Origin of the sequence: Alkalibacterium indicireducens (genome assembly GCF_039522005.1) — a bacterium.
GTDB classification, from domain to species: Bacteria; Bacillota; Bacilli; order Lactobacillales; family Carnobacteriaceae_A; genus Alkalibacterium; species Alkalibacterium indicireducens.
The window spans coordinates 1-16,032 of the sequence record NZ_BAAADA010000109.1 but is presented as its reverse complement, the minus strand read 5'-3'; the positions used below and the strand labels follow the sequence as shown (position 1 = coordinate 16,032).

Sequence of the window (16,032 nt, the reverse complement as noted above, 5' to 3'; positions counted from 1 at the left end):
CCTTTCCTCTTAAATAAAGTCGAGCGGATGATAGTCCAAGGATATATACAGACCTTTAGCCTGTTCTTTCTGGGTATTCATCAGCAGCTCATGGCACTTTTCTTTTAGTTTCTCTTCTTTTTTATATTTGATGATCGTCTGGAAATGATAGCGGTTATGTGTTCTGGCAATGGACTTTGGAGTCGGTCCTAATATAATAGCCTGTTCACTTAAGGACGGTTTCAAAAACTCTATGAATTCATGAATTTTCTTAGCTGCAGTCATTTCGTTCTCATGACTGACTGACAGCTTAAGCAGAAAATAATAAGGACTGTATTCACTGAGCCGTCTCAGATTCATCTCTTTTTTGAAAAATGAATCATAATCGTGATGCTTTGCTTTCTGAATGGCGTAATGATCAGGATTGTAAGACTGGACAATGACCTCTCCAGTCTTCTGTCCACGTCCGGATCGCCCACTCACCTGAGTAAGCAGCTGAAAGGTTTTTTCTGCAGACCGGAAATCCGGTAGTCCAAGAGATGTGTCTGCATTAATGACCCCAACTAGAGTGACATCCGGAAAATCCAGACCTTTGGCTATCATCTGAGTCCCGAGCAAGATATCAGCCTGTTTCTGTTCAAACCGCTTGAACAGTTTCTGATGTGCCCCTTTTTTTCTTGTAGTATCAACATCCATACGAATGATGCGGGCGTCTGGAAGATACTCCTGCAGTTCCTCTTCAACTTTTTGAGTCCCGGTACCGTAGTAACGGATCGCAGGGCTTGTACATTTCGGACAGTTTCTTGGAATCCCTTCTTCATGGCCGCAGTAGTGGCACTTCATTGTCTTAGTATCCATATGAAGGGTCTGAGATATGTCACAATTGGGACATTCCAGTACGTATCCGCAGTCCCGACAGAGGACAAAAGATGAGTAGCCTCTTCGGTTCAAAAGCAGGACAGCCTGTTCATTCTGATGGATGCGCTTGTCCAGCTCACTCAGGAGCACGTCTGAAAAAGTGGATCGGTTACCGTTTTTAGCTTCCTCACGCATATCGATAACCTTAACTTGCGGCATAGCAGCCTGGTTAGCCCGCTCACTCAGTTCCAGAAGGGTATATACCCCTTTCATCGCCCGCGCCCTTGATTCCAGAGAAGGCGTTGCACTTCCCAGCAGCACGGGACAGTTATGATACTGTCCTCGCCAGACTGCTACATCACGGGCATGGTATTTAGGAAACTCTTCCTGCTTGTAGGTCGTTTCGTGTTCTTCGTCAATGATGATCAGCCCGATTTTTTTTAATGGCGCAAAAATACTGGAACGGGCGCCTACGACTACTTGAGCCTGTCCTCTCTCGATCTTTCTCCATTCATCATACTTTTCGCCATCAGACAAGCCGCTGTGCAGGACAGCTACACGGTCTCCGAAACGTCCTTTGAATCGTTCGACCATCTGTGGGGTCAGGGCAATTTCAGGTACTAGCATGAGAGCCCCTTTATCCTTTTCTAGAACTTCAGAAATCGTCTGAAGATAAACTTCCGTCTTGCCGCTTCCTGTCACCCCCTGAAGCAGAAAGACTTCATGCTGTTCAGTCTTTACAGCCCGATCGATCGTGTCGAAAGCCAATTTCTGATCGGCTGTCAGAGAAAGCGGCTGGCTCTGTTCAAAAGTAATATCTGAAAAAGGATCTCTCAGGACTTCCTTCTCGACAACTTCACACCAGCCTTTTCCTTCTCCCGTCCGAATATGAGACAAGGCCAGTCCGTGTTCTTTAAATGCTGTGACTGGCTGCTCCTCTTCTTTTTCCATCTGCTGCAGCAGGTTTAAAAGGATCAGCTGCTTGTGCGCATTTGAAGGAATCCCCATCTTCATTTCTTCCAGGTGCTCATATGACAATAACGGTCTGACGTATTTTTCTTTTTTGACTGTACTCTTGTCTGTGACGAGGTAATCGATATGCACTTTATTTTCTTTTTCCAGTTTAAGGACAATATCCAGGTTGTCTGCTTTTTCAGCCTCTTCCCAGCTTATTCGATCTTTGCCTTTAAACAAATCGAACAGCAGGTCTTCATCAATTTCATCGATAAGACGTATTACTCTGACATAACGCGCTTTTAGTACAGCAGGAAGCATTGTCTGATAGCATTTGATCTGAAAACTGAAAGTCTGATAAGCCAGGTCTCTGCCAAAAGTAATCATTTCTTCACTCAGTACCGGCGAGTTATCCATGAGGGACTGGATTTCTTTTATATCGCCCGAAAAAGTCGTCTGATCACTGAAGCCGACGACAAAGCCCTGGACCGTTCGGCTCCCCTTACCAAAAGGTACGATCACTCTCATACCTTTCTGAATAAACGCTTCAAAACGCTCTGGGATTTTATAGGAATAAGGCTGATTTGTCTGTAACGTAGGCACGTCCACTATAACTTCAGCAAATAATGCCATCTGATTCTTCCTTTCAGTTCATATTAGTGACCAACCAGTCTATGACCTCGACTGAAACATCTGATTTGCTCCTCAAACTTATCGTAACAGGTTCCGACTTTCTCGACAGCATGGTCACTTCATTTTCATCCACATTGAAGCCTCTGTCTTTTTTCCCGACGTCATTGGCAATAATCAAGTCAGCATTTTTATCATTCAGCTTCTTTTCAGCGTATCGAATCAGATCTTCCGTTTCAGCTGCAAAACCGATGAGCAACTGATCTGGTTTTTTCTTTTCTCCTAGACTTTTTAGTATATCCGGGTTTTTCCTGAATGATAATGTGAGGCTATCTTTTTTCTTCATCTTCTGTTTTTCAACGGTAGCAGGCGCATAATCGGATACTGCAGCAGCCATGATCACTGCATCCGCATCGTCAAATTCATCAGTCACAGTTCTCAGCATCTCTTCAGCAGATTCAACAGGGACACGCGTAATATAATCTGGTGTAGCCAGATGACTTGCACTGATCAATACCACTTCGGCTCCTCTCTTCCAGGCTTCCACTGCCAATGCATGTCCCATTTTTCCTGACGAGTCATTTGTAATATACCTGACCGGATCGATCCGTTCTTTTGTTCCGCCAGCAGTCACAATGATTTTTTTGTTTCTTAGAGGAAGCTTCTCAGAGTGATCTCGGATAAAAGCTTCCAGCTCGTCTATTATTCTGGATTTTTCAGGAAAACGTCCTTCTCCACTGTACCCTTCAGCCAGAAACCCAGTATCAGGGCTCATGACAACTATTCCTCTAGCTGAAAGCTTCTCAATATTTTCCTGAGTCACGGTATTTCTGTACATATTTCCATTCATCGCAGGTACAGTGAATACTGGATGGGTCACTGCAAGAAGAGCTGATGTCACGAAATTATCAGCTAACCCATGTGCCATCTTTGCCAATGTATTGGCAGTAAGGGGCGCTACTATAGAGTAGTCCGCCCAGTCAGCCAAATTGATATGATTGACTATACTAGGGTCGTCTTCAGCAAATGTATCAACATAAACAGTATGTTTACTCAGAATCTGAAAGGTCAGGGGTGTGACGAACTCTGCTGCTCCTTTTGTCATAGCCACCCTTACCTCTGCTCCATTTTTTATCAGTTCTCTCAACAAGTCCACTGCTTTGTATACAGCTATTCCTCCCGTTACATACAGGGCTATCTTTTTTCCATTGATCATTACGTCACCTCGTTGCTGTTTTTATTAGTTTACCAATTTTCAGCCTATGTGTCCTCATAATACTTTCCCAGTTTATACACTAGAAAAAACCTCTGAACTTGTCCAGCAAAGAAAAATCTTTGATGAACAGACGATCAGAGGTTTCATTGATTTAATTTGAAAGACTATCCGGATCGATGACCAGATCACCGGATTTGATTTCTTCTAGGGCCTTCCCGACATTTTTATCACTCTGGTACGTTTCCAGCATAGCAGCTGACGGATTGTCGTGAAGTTGTTTGGCTCTCTTGGCAGCCAGTATCACCAATGAATATTTCGAATCGATCTTTTTAAGTAAATCATCCTGTGAAGGGTATAACAGCATTTATTCCATCTCCTCTATAATTTCTGCGTACTCTCTTAAATTCCTTGTCACTTTGAGGTGTTCACTTTCTATGATGTTTCTGATTTTTCTTGCTGCATTTTTAACTGTATCGTTTTCTACCACATAGTCGTAATACTGAATCAGCTTAAGTTCTTCTACAGCTTTATGCATTCGTCTCTCAATCATTTCATCACTGTCTGTTCCACGGTTGACGATTCTTGACTTAAGTTCATCCAGATCCGGTGGCGATAGAAATATAAAGATTCCCTCAGGCATTTTTTCTCGGACTTTCAAAGCTCCCTGGACCTCGATTTCCAAAAAGACATCCCGACCTTCATCCAGCGTCTGATTCACGTACTCCAATGGGGTTCCATAGTAGTTTCCAACATATTCAGCATACTCCAGCAGACCATCTTCAGCTATCAGCTGTTCGAATTCTTCTTTAGTTCTGAAATAGTAATCAATGCCTTCTTTTTCACCCTCACGTCTCTTGCGTGTGGTCATTGATATGGAATAATCAAATTCATTTGAATAATTATCGAAAATAGCTTTTCTCACTGTTCCTTTTCCTACCCCGGACGGGCCGGACAGAACGATTAACAATCCTCTATCTTTCATTTACAAGTCCTTCCCAACACAAATTCTCCATGAAAACTTATCCCCAATTCTACCATATCAGACTGTAGAATTGAAAGTTAATTTTGATTTTACCTATACAAACCTAAATTTTTGTTCAAAAGATATTTACAGTACAAAGCAATAATGAACGGAAAAGGTCTGGTTCGAATCATTAGCTTATAGAAAGGGGTATCCCACTTCAGCTGCTCATCTTCAAGTCTCTCAAGAATCTGTATGACAAGTGTCCGGTTCGATATCAGCGGTAATCCTTCAAGAAATTCTTCGGTCCACTCTTTTCCACTTAAGAGAAACCTGGGTTCAAACTCATTTACAGGATTTTTCCGTTCTGCATCTCTCATTTTAATCAGACGATGGATTATCTCATTTTGAAACTTGTCTATACTGTATATTTTATCAGGGATCATGTTGAACAATTTACCTGTCAGTTCACATAAAGCTAGAGAAACAGTGGTTTCATCCACAGCGCTGCCCCATCGTTTCTCAATCTCTCTCAAAAGGATCAGCTGATGATTATCCCTTTTAATATATTCATAGACCCCTTTTGACCGTTTACCAGTCAAAAGGCCATTCAACGCGAGATAGAAGACAGAGGCGTCTGTTTCTACTGTGTCTGTATCATAAGTATACCATAGTCCTCTATAGAGATCCGGCCTGGCTAACTTCATAGTCTCGCAGTAGCCCAGTTCTATATTCACTTCTGTCCTGTTCGTATCAAACAGCAGCATGTCTCCAAGCGGCCACTTTGTTCGGATCAGCAGTGACTCGCATTTTTCTATCTGATGGTCATAATGGAGTAGTCCGGGGCCCTGGACATCAACAAGGACAATCTGGTCGGGCAATTTATCCAGTGCCATGTTTATCGGAATGTTATTCCAGTAGCCTCCATCGATGTACGGGGTCCCGTCGATCATTTTTTTCTGAATGGCTGGATAAAGTGACGCACTGGCTAGAAGGTAGTCATTAAGCCTGCCTTCTTCAATATCGTCCAGAAAATAATACTCGATTTCTCTCGTCTTCAAGTTGGTTGTCGACAGACCGAAAATTGTCCCGTCACTTCTTATCCTGCTCTCATCATCAATATACGTATCAATCAGAGCTTTTAGTGGAGCTGAACTAATTCCTTTTTCTCTGATTATCTTGATCAGAAAACCAGTCAGAGTACGTCGATAGTCTTTAAAACTGTCGATCGACAGTGGTGCATCGAGATCCAGAACCTTTCCGGTTTCAATTTCTTTCCACATTCTTTCCGCCTCAGAGACATTGCCGAGAATATACAGTGCGCCGTTCAGGGCACCTACAGATGTGCCTGTGATGATATCCGGAACATAGTCAAGCTCATCAAGAGCTCTCCAGACACCTATTTCAAATGAGCCGCGCGCACCGCCTCCACCAAAAACGAGTGCTCTCTTTTTATTCTTCTTTTCAAAAAAAGATGATGTCATGACTGTTGCCTCCTGGCTGATAGCCTATCTTCATTCTATTAAGTTCCTAGTTGTCCATACTATGTAAAAACAGTGAAAACAGATATAAGAACTTATGTCTTATTCTCCATTTTCACTGTAATTATCAACTGTTACTGTCCCATATCCTTAACTTTCATCAGTCGGGTAATAGCTGAACGTTCACTCTCATCAAGTTTCATACGAATAAAGTAAATCGTTTCCTCAAGCTGAGGAATGGTCATATATTCCAGAGCATTGACTCGTCTTCGTGTTTTTTCAATTTCATCTGCCATCAGCTGACAAGTTTTTTCGATTTCAGCGAGTTCAAGCATATCTGGCATGACATCGATCAGGTATTCAAAGGTCAGATCCAGTTCACCGTTGGAATTCAAATATCCATAGCTTAAGTCGGCTGCGTCGCTCGTATGATCATCATAATGGAAGTTCATCTGTGGTACGCGAACACTCATGATGTTCTTACGATCGATATTCAAGGATACACTTCGGCTTGGTACAGCCATCAGTTCTTCAATATAATTTTCATGAAGTAATGACTTGGCCATTGCGAATGACTGCATTGCTTTCTCGAGCTTTTCTTCTACCTGGTTTCTAAGTTCATTATTCTTTCTGATGAGCTGAATGAACTGACGCATCAGTTCATCCTGCTTGTCTTTCAGAAGCTTGTGCCCTCTGCTGGCAAGATTCAATCTTTTTTTCAGATTTGCCAGTTCCATACGAGTGGGGTTGACATTTAATTTAGCCATTTACCTCACTCTCCTTTTGGCAGATACTTGTCAAGCATATCATCCTTGATACGTTTCAGCTCTGCACGAGGCAGAACTTTCAGAAGTTCCCAGCCTAGATCCAGCGTTTCCTGAATCGTACGGTTAGTATAGTTCCCCTGATTCACGTACACTTTTTCGAATTTATTTGTAAACTCGACATATTTTCTGTCTGTTTCAGACAGTGCAGCTTCACCTAACACGGCAGACAGTTCCTTAGCCTCTTTACCCTGTGCATAGGCAGAGAAAATCTGGTTCATTGTAGGCGCATGGTCCACTCTAGTCTTTCCTTCTCCCGTTCCTTTATCTTTCAGTCGGGACAGAGATGGCAGAACATTGATTGGAGGCTGATAGCCCTGGTTATACAGGTCACGTGACAGGATGATCTGTCCTTCAGTGATATACCCTGTCAGATCGGGAATCGGATGGGTAATGTCATCCTCAGGCATGGTCAGAATCGGAATCTGTGTTACAGACCCTTTGGTTCCTTCCAGACGACCTGCGCGCTCATAAAGTGTAGCCAGGTTGGTATACAGGTAGCCAGGATACCCACGACGACCAGGTACCTCACGGCGGGCAGCAGAAATTTCACGCAGCGCTTCCGCATAGTTTGTCATATCGGTCATGATGACCAGAACATGCATGTCTTTTTCGAAAGCCAGGTATTCTGCAGCAGTCAGGGCCATTCTTGGTGTCGCAATACGTTCGATCGCCGGATCATCTGCAAGGTTGATGAACAGAACGGACCGGTCGATCGCTCCGGTTTTCTTGAAGTCATTCATGAAGTACTCGGCTTCTTCAAATGTGATACCGATCGCAGCAAATACAACGGCAAATTTCTCATCTGCATTCGTTACACTGGCCTGTCGGGCAATCTGTGCAGCGAGTTCTTTGTGCGGAAGTCCAGAACCGGAAAATACCGGAAGCTTCTGTCCACGAACAAGCGTATTCAGGTGGTCGATCGTAGAAATACCTGTCTGAATAAACTCATCCGGATAGTCTCTTGCAATCGGATTGATCGCAATTCCGTTGATGTCCAGACTTTTTTCAGGAATCAGGTTCGGTCCACCATCACTGACTCGCCCCATCCCATCAAATGTTCGTCCGATCATGTCTTCTGACACGTCTAGAGAGAGAGGTTTAGCCAGGAAGCGTACTTTAGTCTCTTCCAAGTTGATGCCTGTGGATCCTTCAAACAACTGAACTACTGCTTTGTCTCCGTTGATTTCAAGGACCTGTCCTCTTCTGCGCTCACCGGTCTGAAGTTCGATGTCGACCAGCTCGTCAAACTTGACGCCTTCGACGCCTTCGACTGTCATCAGCGGGCCGACGACTTCGGACACTGTTTTATACTCTTTAAGCATCTGATTCTACACCGCCTTTCTCTAATACTGACTGAATGTCATCTTTCGTTTGAGTACGGATCGTTTCGATCGTCTTGATATCATCTTCACTGATGTATTTCATTCGACCGACGCGTTCACGCACATTGTCTGTGCCTTTGATTATTTCATCATAGTAAGCTCCCAGATCCATTGCACGAACAGCCTGATCTTCATAGTTAAGGATAGTAAACAGCATTTCATACTGCTTGTTTCTAGATGTATAGGTATCTACATCATCGAAGGCATTCTGCTGAAGGAAGTCCTCACGAATCATTCTGGCAACAACCAGTTTCAGACGGTCACGTTCCGATAGAGATTCTACTCCGACCAGTCGGACGATTTCCTGAAGTTCCGATTCATCTTGAAGTAAAGCTTTTGCTCTCGTTACCATACCGTTCCAGTCTTCTCCAAGCTGTTTCCCTACGTAGTCATTCATTTCATTGCTATACAGTGAATAGGAATTCAGCCAGTTGATCGACGGGAAGTGACGTCTTTGTGCAAGGGAACTGTCCAGACCCCAGAATACTTTTGCGACACGCAAGGTATTCTGCGTTACCGGTTCAGATGTATCTCCTCCAGGAGGAGACACGGCACCGATCGCTGTTATGCTTCCTGTACGGTCTCCAGATCCAAGCGTAACCACTTTACCTGCACGTTCATAGTATTCTGCAAGACGAGAACCCAGATAGGCTGGATACCCTTCATCACCAGGCATTTCTTCCAGACGACCTGACATCTCACGTAAGGCTTCAGCCCATCTTGATGTCGAATCTGCCATGATTGCTACAGAATATCCCATGTCACGGAAATATTCAGCAATTGTAATACCCGTGTAGATAGAGGCTTCACGCGCAGCAACGGGCATGTTGGAAGTGTTGGCAATCAGTACAGTACGCGCCATAATTGATTCTCCAGTATTCGGATCGATCAGTTCAGGGAACTCATTGATAACGTCTGTCATCTCATTCCCGCGTTCTCCGCAACCTACATAGACCACCAGGTCAACGTCTGCCCATTTTGCGATCTGGTGCTGAACGACAGTTTTACCTGCTCCGAAAGGTCCGGGAACAGCAGCCGCGCCACCTTTGGCAACTGGGAAGAATGTATCAATAACTCGCTGACCGGTAATAAGCGGTTCTTCCGGGTTCAGCTTCGTCTTGATCGGACGGCCTCTTCTGACTGGCCATTTCTGCATCATAGTAAATTCTTTTTCGCCATCTTCAGTTTCAAGCACGTAGATTGGCTCGCTTATAGTGAAGGAGCCTGAAGAAATAGATTTGATTTTACCTTTAACGCCGTGAGGCACAATGATGCGGTGTTCAATTACTTTAGTTTCCTGAACAATACCGACAATGTCTCCTTCAGAAACTTCTGTTCCTTCTTCCAGAGAAGGAGTGAATTCCCACTGTTTCTCACGGTTCAGCGGCTCGATTGACATGCCTCGTTCAAGAAAGTTACTATTTGTCTTTTCCATAAATTCGTCCAGCGGTCTCTGAATTCCGTCAAACATCTGAGAAATCATACCTGGAGCAAGCTCAACGGATAATGGTTCACCAGTTGTTTCGACGACTTCTCCCGGACCTACCATAGACGTTTCTTCATAAACCTGTATAGAGGCAACGTCGTTTCTCATTTCAATGATCTCACCGATGAGGCCTAGTTTACCTACACGGCAAATATCCTGTATATTAGCTGTTTCCATCCCTTTTGCTGTGACCAAAGGGCCAGAAACACTTACAATCGTTCCTTTACTCAAAATCGTACCCTCCTATAAAATATTTTGACCCACTGCTTTTTCGACATTTTCCTGCACACGTTTCTTACCGATGCCACGTGAGCCTGTATGATTAGGGATCAAAATGATGGCAGGTTTCATTTTAGCGTCATAGCGTCTGATTGTTTCAGGGACTAATTCTGCTAATTGTTCTGTCAAGTAAATCACACCATAATCTTTGTCTGCCAGATTGTCGATGATTCGACGGGTCTCTTTCGCTTCAGATGCGAAGTAAACAGAAAAGCCGAGCATTTTGAATGCCAGAACGGAATCTTTGTCTCCGACAACTCCAATTTTATTGGGCATAGTTCAATCGCATCCTTTCTCTGATCGCATCAGCAGGTACACCATTTTCCTTACCTGATAGAATGAGTCTGAGATTTTTGACTTCTATTTCCTTGGCATAGAGATAAGCGAGCACCGGCATAGGACCGAAAGATTGAAGTCTGGCATCTCTCATCGTATTCATATACGCATCATCTGTCTGATGATCGATTCTGACAGATGATAATTCATTTGTTTCGGTATCGACCGACTGGTCAATTAGTTTTCTGTATTTACTTGTTCTAAAGTACTGTAGCGCATACTGCTGCCCATTATCTGCAATTTCGAGCAGATCTTCTTTAGGAATAGATCCGGAACTTGAAAGAACAGTCAGCAGAAAATTGCGTGTTCTATTCTGTTTCATTCCTCTGACCAAAGTAGATATGTTGTTATAATCTATAAGCGTTTCTATCAGTTCAGGCACGCCCTCTTCACCTGTCTGGTCAGCCAGAAGACGAAGATGTGTAAAGTACCGTCTGTCGAGTATGATATCGACAGACTGAACGTTCTGATACTGATCGTAATCCTCCTGAAGTTCATGGATGCTGTCCATATACTCAGCAGGAAGGACATCAGATTCACCTGTTCTGACTGCCTGTCTCAATTCTGATACAGGATAACGGCCGATCGGGATGAATAAATGATTCAGATCCTGATCTGTAAACTCCTCTTTAAAGAGAACTTTCAGATTGTGATAAGCATACCTCAATCCAGCAAGCTCTATAAGTTCCTTGTTGGGAACAATCTTTAACAGCTCCTCAAATGTCTGGTGGAGCTCATTCATGAACATCTCATCATAACTTTTATCTTCTTTGATTCTATCGATGTCATTCCTGTAAGGTGTTTCTCTCAGCACGTTGACAGCATCTTCAAAAGAATCGGCAGTCAGCATGCGTTCGAAATGAGATCGAGTGAGGAGATCGTTCTCGTAAATCCGTATGAGAACATTACTTGAACCATAAACGGTATCTTTCAATTGTATTCTCCTCCTTAAAATAATTCGTTAGATATATCTGGTAAAATGTCCGTTCTGGCATCTTCCACTAAAGAATCGAATAAGAAGTTGTATTCTATGCCATTTTTTTCAATAAGGAAGCCGGACTGTCCTTTTACAGTGTCCTTGGATACCAGAACAGCCAGCTCAGCAGGTTTATTAGAAGTTACCCAAGTTTCGTCAATAGAATGGGCAGACTTTTCTCCCAATTTCAACGTCACTTGTCCTTCTTTGTCGAACTGTTTCAATACGTTCGCAGTAAACTGTCTGAATGTCTCATCATCCAGATTATCCAGTCTATTTTTAGTCTCTTTGAACATCTTGTCCAGAATAGACTGTTTCGCAGCCAGCACCTCATTGCGCCGTCTGATGTCCAATGTGTTTCTTCGAATCGTGTAATCATGTTCGGCATCTGCTTTGATCTGCTCCTTAGCTTGTAGGCGTTTCTGTACCTCTTCTGCTTCGGCAGCTTGAATCTCATCTTCAGCTTGTTTTTTAGCTTCTTCAATTTCCTTTCGGATAGCCGCTTTTTCTTTTTCAACGACTCGTTCAGTCAGTAATTTTAAATCTGCCATGATTTCCCTCCTGTTCAGAGTAATAATAATGAAATGAAACAAGGAATTCAGTTTATTAAGTGACAGATAGCTGTCTGATCACTGAATTCTAAATTCCTTTCTCTCATTTATTACATGAAGATTATCATCATCAGGGAAGTAACGAAACCTAAAATTGCATATGTTTCAACCATCGCTGAATAAATGATCCCTTTAGTTGTGTGTTCAGGTTTTTGAGCTAGGATCTGCATTGCAGCTACTGAGACACGACCCTGAAGCGTACCGGATGTCAGTCCAGTAAATCCTACAGGAAGTCCGACCATCAGATAGTACCATCCAGTTGATACGTCAAGGTTAGTAGACAAGTTGATAATAATCAGCAGTCCGATAACGAAACCGTAAAGTCCCTGTGTTGCTGGAAGCATCTGTAGAACAAGTGCACGACCGAATTTTTCCGGCTGTTCTTTTGTTAAGGCAGCCGCTGCTTCACCTGCAGATCCTACTCCTCTTGATGATCCGATACCAGAAAGAATAACTGCCAGAGCGACACCTACTGCACCAAATACAAAACCTAAATTATCTCCAAAAAACAGTTCAAAGTTACTCATTATTTTTTTCCTCCATTATTATAAAATATAGTTTTAACCGTTGTTATTGTCTTCCATCCAGACATGTTTCTCAAGCATTTTGAGTGGAGTCAGTGGTCTGCCTCCGCCTTCGAAGAACTTGCCGAAGAACTCAACATACTGCAGTCTGGAAGTATGGACATAAGCACTTAAGAATGTCAGTGCTATGTTCAGTGCCTGCAGGGCAATAATGATTAGAACCCCAACCGTAAATCGTGCTATAGGCGGAAGGAACCCGATGATCATATTAAATGCCATCGCAATATTTGCACTGGCTACTGCAAGAGCCATCAATCTTGTGTAACTGACGATATCTCCTACATAACCAGATATTCCATATAAATTGTAAGCCCCGAGTCCTATCCCCAGTGCTTTGTTGGAATTGGAAATTGCTGATACGACAAGGATCCCTACTGCGTTAAGAACCACAAGTCCGATACCTATCTGCGTAAGCAGCGGCATGTTCAGCAGCATGGCTCCACCGACCCATAGGATGAAACCGATCAGCATAAGGAACCAGGCATAGCCATCGACGTATGAAGAGGCTCTCTGTCCCTGCTTTCCTTTGATGATTCCATTCAAGACGAGCCCGTAAAGCAGCTGGATCAGTCCGAGCACAACTGAAAATGCCATAATTTCAAGTACATCATCCTGTAAGGAGAAGACTTGTATGGGCAGCTCTATTCCGAAGAAACTTCCGAAAAATACTCCGAAGGCCATCGTCGGAAACGAGAGGGTGTAAAGAAACTTCAAGAAGTTCCCCATTGACCCTTCTATGTTGAATGCCTTCAAGGCGAACAATGTGACTCCAAAGAGCAGCATACCGTAGCCAAGGTCGGCGGCCATCATGCCGAAGAATACCATAAAGAACGGCATCATCAACGGTGTGGGGTCGACTTCGTTGTATTTTGGATAACTGAACATCTCTGTAATCATCTCGAATGGTCGGACAAAACTGTTATTCTTCAGCACGACAGGAACATCATTGTATTCCTTCATCATTATATCTTCGGATAGAATAGCGACTTCGCTCTCGCCGATCGTCTGATCGATGTTAGCCTTTAAAGAATCCACTTTCTCTTCCTCTATCCATCCAGATAGAAGGAACAGGTGATGGCTTTCTAGAAGAAGATTGTGTGCTTTTTCTCGTTCAGACAGATTGTAGTAATATTCCTCAGCGAGCTCCAGGTTCCTGTAGAGACTTGTCCATTTCTTCATCTCAGCAATTATCTTTTCTTTATCACCTCTGACTTGCTTCTGTTCGGTAAGATTACGGTATAACTCATCTTCCGGAAGAAGTTCATGTGTATATGTCAGTTCTCTGTAACTGTATTGAGCGACAAGATCATCAAACTGCTTTCTCTCGGTTTTAGGAAGAATGATGAGATAAGCGACTTCGTCACTTCTTCTATATACTTCGTCATAATATATTCTGCCATTATCACGTAAACCCTCAACAAGTGCTTCTGATTGTTCTTTATCAACGGTTCCCACCAGAACATCCATCAGTCTGAAATGACTGACCTCTTCAGACTTGAAACTAAGTGCCCGCCACTTTCTCAGGAATTCTTCTTCCTGTTTGAGGTCTTTCATTTTCTCATCCAGATTGTTGAGCTGCTTTTCCTTCAGGGATACTTGCTCCAGAAGAGCATCAACGTCTGCACTCTCTACAATGCTTTCAAGTTCTTTTAATGAAAATACTTCTTTCTTAGTTTTAAGGCGCTCAATCAGACCCGGCTGTTCGACGTAGTCCTGTAAGTAATTGATTGCATATTCAATATCCTGCAGTCTGGCCTGACTGTCATTAGACAAATGACGCGAAGCACTCGTATCGAAGTCATTCAGCAGACTTTCCTCCAGAACTTCTGCTACAGGAATGATTTCAAGACTCTGCATTTCCTGGACACTCTTCAAAACAGCTTCTTTATTAGTATGTTCTGCTAATAAAGTCAGTTTTTTCATTTTAGCTATTGCCATATCGACGCAATACCTCCTCTGCTATTCGACTGGCTAGTCTGTCTTTTTCCGATTCATAGGTGCCATTGAAACGGTTGATATCTTCATTGATCTGCTCTTCAAACACTTTCTCGTCTTCTTCCAGCCTGGACTCGACTTGTTCTTGCCGCTCTTTTCTAAAAGCAGCCAGTTCGTGTTCGGTCTGTTCGGTTATCTTATCCATTCGAAGAGCAGTCCCAGCCTTGATATCTTTTATCTCTTTTTCCGCATTGGCTCTAAGTTCTTCAACTCTAGCCTCAGCATCTTTAACATAATTAATTGCTTCACGGTTCACTTTATATTCCCCCTTTCAAAAAAAGGGCGCGGCTAACAGGCCTTCTTCTCGCCCTAGAAGAAAATAACCTTGAAAGCTCACGCCCAACCGCATTGATATAAATTGTACTAACAAAATTTATAATAGCATACTCTCAAAATTAGTGTCAACTTAAACTTATCAGCAGTCTCTTTATTCATGACTGCGGTGACGAGAGATCTAAACGGTTACCGTTCTTCTCCATAACTGAAGACGGATAAAGAGCCAAATCCTGTATGGGCTGCGATTGTGGGACCGTAACTTGATATGATGATTTCCTTAGGGCTCACTTTTTCAAGCAGTTTCTCTCTGACAAAGTCAGCATCTTCAGGTACTCCAACATGACCGATAAAGACCGCATGATCCTCTTCATCTCTGATGTTTTTAACTGTCTGATCGATAAGGAACTGAAGCGACTTCTTCCTGCCTCGAACTTTTGAGAACGGGACAAGCTTCCCTTCACGGTTCAAGATGATGATGGGCTTAACATTGAGCAGTGAACCTACTGTCGCTGCAGTAGCTGAGATTCTTCCCCCACGTTGAAGATGTTTAATGTCATCTACGGTAACCCAGGAGTGATAGTTCAACTTATTATCCTCGACCCACTTGACCAGATCTTCCTTACTCATACCTGCCTCTTTTTTGAGTGCAGCTTCATAGACCAGTAGACCTTCCCCCAGGCTGGCTGCCCTTGTGTCGATAATGGTCAGATCCACATCATCATATTCTTCTTCAAGCATCTGTTTAGCTTGACGGGCACTATTAAGTGACCCACTAAGTTCAGAAGAAAACCCTAAGTAAATAACCGGCTTACCTTCTTCTACATACTTCTTAAATTTTTCGAGATAGGCATGAACGTTGATTTGTGAGGTTGAAGCAGTCTCACCTTCTTTAAGTCGATTAAAAAAGGACGTCTTATCAAACGTTTTTCCCATATCGTCGATCAGCTCTTTTCCACTGATAGTAATTGTGAAGTTGACAATATCCAAGTCGAATCTTTCCACTAGTTCCAGCGGAAGATCACAACAGGAATCGGTTATCAGCTGATAATCCATAAAATACCCACTCCTTATAATGTATTCATTTCTATTATACGTTTTTTTTAGTTAAATTGAAACAAAAGCACTAAAATCGTATGTGTCAAGACTTTGGCGGAAACTTTTTTTCTAGAGATGGTAACTCTTCAATTTTAATATTAAAATG

The 16,032-nt window shown here is 42.9% G+C and carries 15 protein-coding genes and 1 other annotated feature; all 15 genes read right to left on the bottom strand.

Going from position 1 to position 16,032, the window contains the following annotated elements:
• Window positions 1–9: 9 nt before the first annotated feature.
• The gene (gene priA, locus ABFX15_RS06605; protein ID WP_346024675.1) at window positions 10–2,424 is read right to left on the bottom strand and encodes a primosomal protein N'; all 2,415 of its coding nucleotides are present in this window, start codon (window positions 2,422–2,424) and stop codon (window positions 10–12) included.
• A gap of 13 nt (window positions 2,425–2,437) precedes the next feature.
• Window positions 2,438–3,637, bottom strand: coding sequence for a bifunctional phosphopantothenoylcysteine decarboxylase/phosphopantothenate--cysteine ligase CoaBC (gene coaBC, locus ABFX15_RS06600; RefSeq protein WP_346024674.1), 1,200 nt, complete (start codon window positions 3,635–3,637; stop codon window positions 2,438–2,440).
• A gap of 151 nt (window positions 3,638–3,788) precedes the next feature.
• A complete protein-coding gene (rpoZ, locus tag ABFX15_RS06595; protein ID WP_346024673.1) occupies window positions 3,789–4,001 on the bottom strand; it encodes a DNA-directed RNA polymerase subunit omega in 213 nt (70 codons plus the stop codon).
• Window positions 4,002–4,619: a guanylate kinase gene (gmk, locus tag ABFX15_RS06590; RefSeq protein WP_091265014.1), complete on the bottom strand. Its 618-nt coding sequence runs from the start codon at window positions 4,617–4,619 to the stop codon at window positions 4,002–4,004.
• Window positions 4,620–4,708: 89 nt separating this feature from the next.
• Entirely contained in the window at window positions 4,709–6,082 is a 1,374-nt protein-coding gene (locus ABFX15_RS06585; RefSeq protein ID WP_346024672.1) for a patatin-like phospholipase family protein, read from the bottom strand.
• A 131-nt stretch (window positions 6,083–6,213) separates the two neighbouring features.
• The gene (locus tag ABFX15_RS06580; protein ID WP_346024671.1) at window positions 6,214–6,846 is read right to left on the bottom strand and encodes a V-type ATP synthase subunit D; all 633 of its coding nucleotides are present in this window, start codon (window positions 6,844–6,846) and stop codon (window positions 6,214–6,216) included.
• 5 nt (window positions 6,847–6,851) lie between these two features.
• Window positions 6,852–8,228 (bottom strand): V-type ATP synthase subunit B, encoded by a 1,377-nt coding sequence (locus tag ABFX15_RS06575; protein WP_346024670.1) that lies wholly within the window; start codon window positions 8,226–8,228, stop codon window positions 6,852–6,854.
• Window positions 8,221–9,951: a V-type ATP synthase subunit A gene (locus tag ABFX15_RS06570; protein WP_428830615.1), complete on the bottom strand. Its 1,731-nt coding sequence runs from the start codon at window positions 9,949–9,951 to the stop codon at window positions 8,221–8,223. The genes ABFX15_RS06575 and ABFX15_RS06570 overlap by 8 nt, the downstream gene beginning before the upstream one ends.
• A 66-nt stretch (window positions 9,952–10,017) precedes the next feature.
• The gene (locus ABFX15_RS06565) at window positions 10,018–10,329 is read right to left on the bottom strand and encodes a V-type ATP synthase subunit F (RefSeq protein ID WP_346024668.1); all 312 of its coding nucleotides are present in this window, start codon (window positions 10,327–10,329) and stop codon (window positions 10,018–10,020) included.
• Window positions 10,319–11,323, bottom strand: coding sequence for a V-type ATP synthase subunit C (locus ABFX15_RS06560; RefSeq protein ID WP_346024667.1), 1,005 nt, complete (start codon window positions 11,321–11,323; stop codon window positions 10,319–10,321). The genes ABFX15_RS06565 and ABFX15_RS06560 overlap by 11 nt, the downstream gene beginning before the upstream one ends.
• A gap of 14 nt (window positions 11,324–11,337) precedes the next feature.
• Window positions 11,338–11,916 (bottom strand): V-type ATP synthase subunit E, encoded by a 579-nt coding sequence (locus ABFX15_RS06555; protein ID WP_346024666.1) that lies wholly within the window; start codon window positions 11,914–11,916, stop codon window positions 11,338–11,340.
• Between the two features lie 110 nt (window positions 11,917–12,026).
• Window positions 12,027–12,503 carry a V-type ATP synthase subunit K gene (locus tag ABFX15_RS06550; protein ID WP_346024665.1) on the bottom strand — a complete coding sequence of 159 codons (477 nt, stop codon included), beginning with the start codon at window positions 12,501–12,503 and terminating at the stop codon, window positions 12,027–12,029.
• Between the two features lie 33 nt (window positions 12,504–12,536).
• Complete coding sequence (locus tag ABFX15_RS06545; protein WP_346024664.1) at window positions 12,537–14,498, bottom strand: V-type ATP synthase subunit I; 1,962 nt, start codon at window positions 14,496–14,498, stop codon at window positions 12,537–12,539.
• The gene (locus ABFX15_RS06540) at window positions 14,485–14,811 is read right to left on the bottom strand and encodes a hypothetical protein (RefSeq protein WP_346024663.1); all 327 of its coding nucleotides are present in this window, start codon (window positions 14,809–14,811) and stop codon (window positions 14,485–14,487) included. Before ABFX15_RS06540 ends, ABFX15_RS06545 begins: the two co-directional genes overlap by 14 nt.
• 42 nt (window positions 14,812–14,853) lie before the next feature.
• Window positions 14,854–14,900, bottom strand: a sequence feature (sodium ion sensor (DUF1646 type); this cis-regulatory element may regulate processes involved in with the transportation of sodium ions).
• A gap of 117 nt (window positions 14,901–15,017) precedes the next feature.
• Window positions 15,018–15,884, bottom strand: a complete 867-nt coding sequence (locus ABFX15_RS06535) for a DegV family protein (RefSeq protein WP_091264991.1) — start codon at window positions 15,882–15,884, stop codon at window positions 15,018–15,020.
• Window positions 15,885–16,032 lie beyond the last annotated feature (148 nt).

What these genes read in the sequence shown, in the direction of transcription:
- rpoZ (WP_346024673.1), bottom strand. Translation starts at nt 4,001, where the DNA reads ATGCTGTTATACCCTTCACAGGATGATTTACTTAAAAAGATCGATTCG.
- ABFX15_RS06555 (WP_346024666.1), bottom strand. Translation starts at nt 11,916, where the DNA reads ATGGCAGATTTAAAATTACTGACTGAACGAGTCGTTGAAAAAGAAAAA.
- ABFX15_RS06550 (WP_346024665.1), bottom strand. Translation starts at nt 12,503, where the DNA reads ATGAGTAACTTTGAACTGTTTTTTGGAGATAATTTAGGTTTTGTATTT.
- priA (WP_346024675.1), bottom strand. Translation starts at nt 2,424, where the DNA reads ATGGCATTATTTGCTGAAGTTATAGTGGACGTGCCTACGTTACAGACA.
- gmk (WP_091265014.1), bottom strand. Translation starts at nt 4,619, where the DNA reads ATGAAAGATAGAGGATTGTTAATCGTTCTGTCCGGCCCGTCCGGGGTA.
- ABFX15_RS06580 (WP_346024671.1), bottom strand. Translation starts at nt 6,846, where the DNA reads ATGGCTAAATTAAATGTCAACCCCACTCGTATGGAACTGGCAAATCTG.
- ABFX15_RS06570 (WP_428830615.1), bottom strand. Translation starts at nt 9,951, where the DNA reads ATGGAAACAGCTAATATACAGGATATTTGCCGTGTAGGTAAACTAGGC.
- ABFX15_RS06545 (WP_346024664.1), bottom strand. Translation starts at nt 14,498, where the DNA reads ATGGCAATAGCTAAAATGAAAAAACTGACTTTATTAGCAGAACATACT.
- ABFX15_RS06565 (WP_346024668.1), bottom strand. Translation starts at nt 10,329, where the DNA reads ATGCCCAATAAAATTGGAGTTGTCGGAGACAAAGATTCCGTTCTGGCA.
- ABFX15_RS06575 (WP_346024670.1), bottom strand. Translation starts at nt 8,228, where the DNA reads ATGCTTAAAGAGTATAAAACAGTGTCCGAAGTCGTCGGCCCGCTGATG.
- ABFX15_RS06535 (WP_091264991.1), bottom strand. Translation starts at nt 15,884, where the DNA reads ATGGATTATCAGCTGATAACCGATTCCTGTTGTGATCTTCCGCTGGAA.
- coaBC (WP_346024674.1), bottom strand. Translation starts at nt 3,637, where the DNA reads ATGATCAATGGAAAAAAGATAGCCCTGTATGTAACGGGAGGAATAGCT.
- ABFX15_RS06585 (WP_346024672.1), bottom strand. Translation starts at nt 6,082, where the DNA reads ATGACATCATCTTTTTTTGAAAAGAAGAATAAAAAGAGAGCACTCGTT.